We start from the raw sequence: 2,632 nt of genomic DNA, 5'->3' as shown, positions 1-2,632 counted from the left end.
GGGGTGTCACCTCAACATCGGGTGGTGATCTCACGGGGAGGGCAGGGAAGGGCTATCCCCTGAACTCCTCCAGCTCATCCACACCCGGCAGGTGCGGGGAGATCTGCGGCAGCTCCTCCAGGGAGTCCAATCCGAGCTTCTCCAAGAAATACGGCGTGGTGGCATACAGCAGCGCTCCGCTGATGGGGTCCCGGTCCACCTCCGCCAGCAGGCCACGAGCCACCAGGGTGCGCATCACCCCGTCCACGTTGACCCCACGGATCGCAGAAACCCGTGCTCGGCTCACCGGCTGCCGATAGGCCACCACCGCCAGGGTCTCCATGGCCGCCTGACTCAATCGCGAGGTCTGCCCTTCCAACACGAACGCCTGCACCACCGGGGCGAATTCAGCGCGTGAGTAAAACCGCCATCCGCCGCCCACCGTGCGCAGCTCAAAACCCCGGGGTACGACGCCGGAGCTCACCTGGCCCGCCCCGTCCACACTGATCGCGGGGTCAGCAACGGAAGTGGTGTCGGCACTGAGTCCGTCGTATTCGGCGCGCAGGGAATCGAGCGCGGCGCGGACCTCGGCCACGGGTACGGCCAGGACTTTGGAGAGGTCGAATTCACTCACAGGCAGGTCGGCCACCATCAAGATGGCTTCCAGGGCAGCGGCCAGTCCACCGGGCAGGGTGTCCACGTCCACCGGAGCCTGGCGCTTTCCGGCGGCCTCGGGTTCATTGCTCACGCGGACACCTCCTGGGGCGTCACGGAAGCATCGGCTCCGTCGTCGTCGGGAAGAACCGGGCGGTCGTGTTCGTCGGACAACCGGTCCGCCGTCCAATCGAAGGCAGCAGTCCAGGTGACCCAGAGTTCGTCCAGGGGGTGCTCCTGGCGCAGGTCCACGGCCCGGTCGCGGAAGAGTTCCAGCAGGGCCAGGAAGCGGACCACCACCACCAGCACGGATTCGGCGTGGGCGATCAGGGACCGGAAACCGTGTTCGGCGCCGTCTTCCAGCAGCAGGCGCAGTTCCTCAGCCTCCTGCCGGACCGTCACCGCAAAGCCGTGCAGGTGATCCGTTCCCACCTCCGTGGGGGTCTCCGTCCGGGCTTCAAAGGCCTTGCGTGCAATCTCCGCAAACTGCTCCGGCGTGGTACGCCACACCAACTCGGGCAGCAGGGAGGCGAACTTCGGATCCAACGGGACCGAACGGGCCTGGCGCGCAGATTCAATGCGCATGGACTCCCCCATGAGAGCCGCCACGTCCTTGAAGGCCTTGTACTGCAGCAACCGGGCGAACAACAGGTCCCGGGCCTCCAGCAGCGCAAGGTCCTCCTCATCGCTGACCTCTCCACGGGGCAGCAACCGGGCGGCCTTCAAATCCAGCAGGGTTGCAGCAATCACCAAGAACTCGGAGGCTGCATCCAGAGCAGCCGGTGAATTCTCCAGACGCAGAGCACGGACGTACTCAATGAACTCGTCAGTCACCTGCGCCAGGGACACCGTGGTGATGTCCAGCTCGTGCTTGCCGATCAAGCCCAACAAGACCTCGAACGGGCCGGCAAAGTTCTCCAGCTCCACCGCGAACCCGGAGGACAGACCCGGTGAGAGTTCACCGGCGTCCACCTCGGGCACCAGCGTGCTCATCAGGGAGCGCCCCCGCGGGAGATCAGTTCGCGGGCCAACTGGCGGTAGGCCTCCGCACCGGCATGGTTGGAGGCAAAGGACAAGATGGGTTCAGCGGCCACGGTGGCATCCGGGAACTTCACGGTGCGCTTGATGACGGTGTCGAACACCTTGTCCCCAAAGGCCTCCACAATACGATCCAGCACCTCACGCGAATGCAGGGTGCGGGAGTCGAACATGGTGGCCACCACGCCGTCGATGCTCAGCTTGGGGTTCAGGCGGTCCTGGACCTTCTCAATGGAGTCCACCAGCAGGGCCACGGCACGCAGGGCGAAGAATTCGCAGATCAGCGGGATGATCACGCCGTGGGAGGCCGTCAGTGCGTTGACGGTCAACAGACCCAGGGAGGGCTGGCAGTCAATCAGGATGACGTCGTAGTGCTCCTCCACCTTGCGCAAGGCAGAGGCCAGCACCTGCTCACGCGCCACCTCCGTGACCAGCTGCACTTCAGCGGCGGAGAGGTCAATGTTGGCCGGCATGAGGTCGATGTTCTCCACCTCGGTCTCCAGGATCACGTCCCAGGGATCCACGCCGCGTTCCATCATCACGTTGTAGATGGTCTGATCCAGCTCATGCGGGTTCACACCAAAACCAGCAGACAGCGCACCCTGGGGGTCAAAGTCCACCATGAGCACCTTGCGCCCACATTCGGCCAAGGCCGCACCCAAGTTGATGGTGGAGGTGGTTTTCCCCACGCCACCCTTCTGGTTCACCATCGCGATGATCCGCGCCGGCCCGTGAGACTCCAGCGGCGCAGGATCCGGGAAAGTCCTCAAGGGACGGCCGGTGGGGCCCACTTTGCCCGCGCTGGCATCGTCCAGTTCGGGAAACCGGGCCTCGCTCTTGCTGCTCACTTAAGGTCGTCTCCTCGGTTGATCGCGTCATCTTCAGGTGCGGGAAGTGGCTGGCGGTCAGCTCACACACTTCGGCCAAGACTACCGCCGGGGCACTTTTTTCGCAGAACCAC

Annotated in this window: 3 protein-coding genes; all 3 read right to left on the bottom strand. The window is 64.6% G+C overall.

The annotated features are described in order from the left end of the window. Window positions 1–52: 52 nt before the first annotated feature. The 3 genes from scpB to L979_RS10045 are packed head-to-tail and all read right to left on the bottom strand — an operon-like array spanning window position 53 to window position 2,519. On the bottom strand, window positions 53–727 hold the full coding sequence (gene scpB, locus L979_RS10055; protein WP_052209768.1) for an SMC-Scp complex subunit ScpB: 675 nt from the start codon (window positions 725–727) through the stop codon (window positions 53–55). Beyond that, window positions 724–1,626 (bottom strand): ScpA family protein, encoded by a 903-nt coding sequence (locus L979_RS10050; RefSeq protein ID WP_052209767.1) that lies wholly within the window; start codon window positions 1,624–1,626, stop codon window positions 724–726. The genes scpB and L979_RS10050 overlap by 4 nt, the downstream gene beginning before the upstream one ends. Beyond that, window positions 1,626–2,519 carry a ParA family protein gene (locus L979_RS10045; protein WP_047692076.1) on the bottom strand — a complete coding sequence of 298 codons (894 nt, stop codon included), beginning with the start codon at window positions 2,517–2,519 and terminating at the stop codon, window positions 1,626–1,628. Before L979_RS10045 ends, L979_RS10050 begins: the two co-directional genes overlap by 1 nt. Window positions 2,520–2,632: the final 113 nt, after the last annotated feature.

It is taken from the genome of Kocuria sp. ZOR0020 (assembly GCF_000800955.1).
Taxonomy (GTDB): Bacteria; Actinomycetota; Actinomycetes; order Actinomycetales; family Micrococcaceae; genus Kocuria; species Kocuria subflava.
This window is presented reverse-complemented; position numbering and strand designations above follow the sequence as displayed.

What these genes read in the sequence shown, in the direction of transcription:
- L979_RS10050 (WP_052209767.1), bottom strand. Translation starts at nt 1,626, where the DNA reads ATGAGCACGCTGGTGCCCGAGGTGGACGCCGGTGAACTCTCACCGGGT.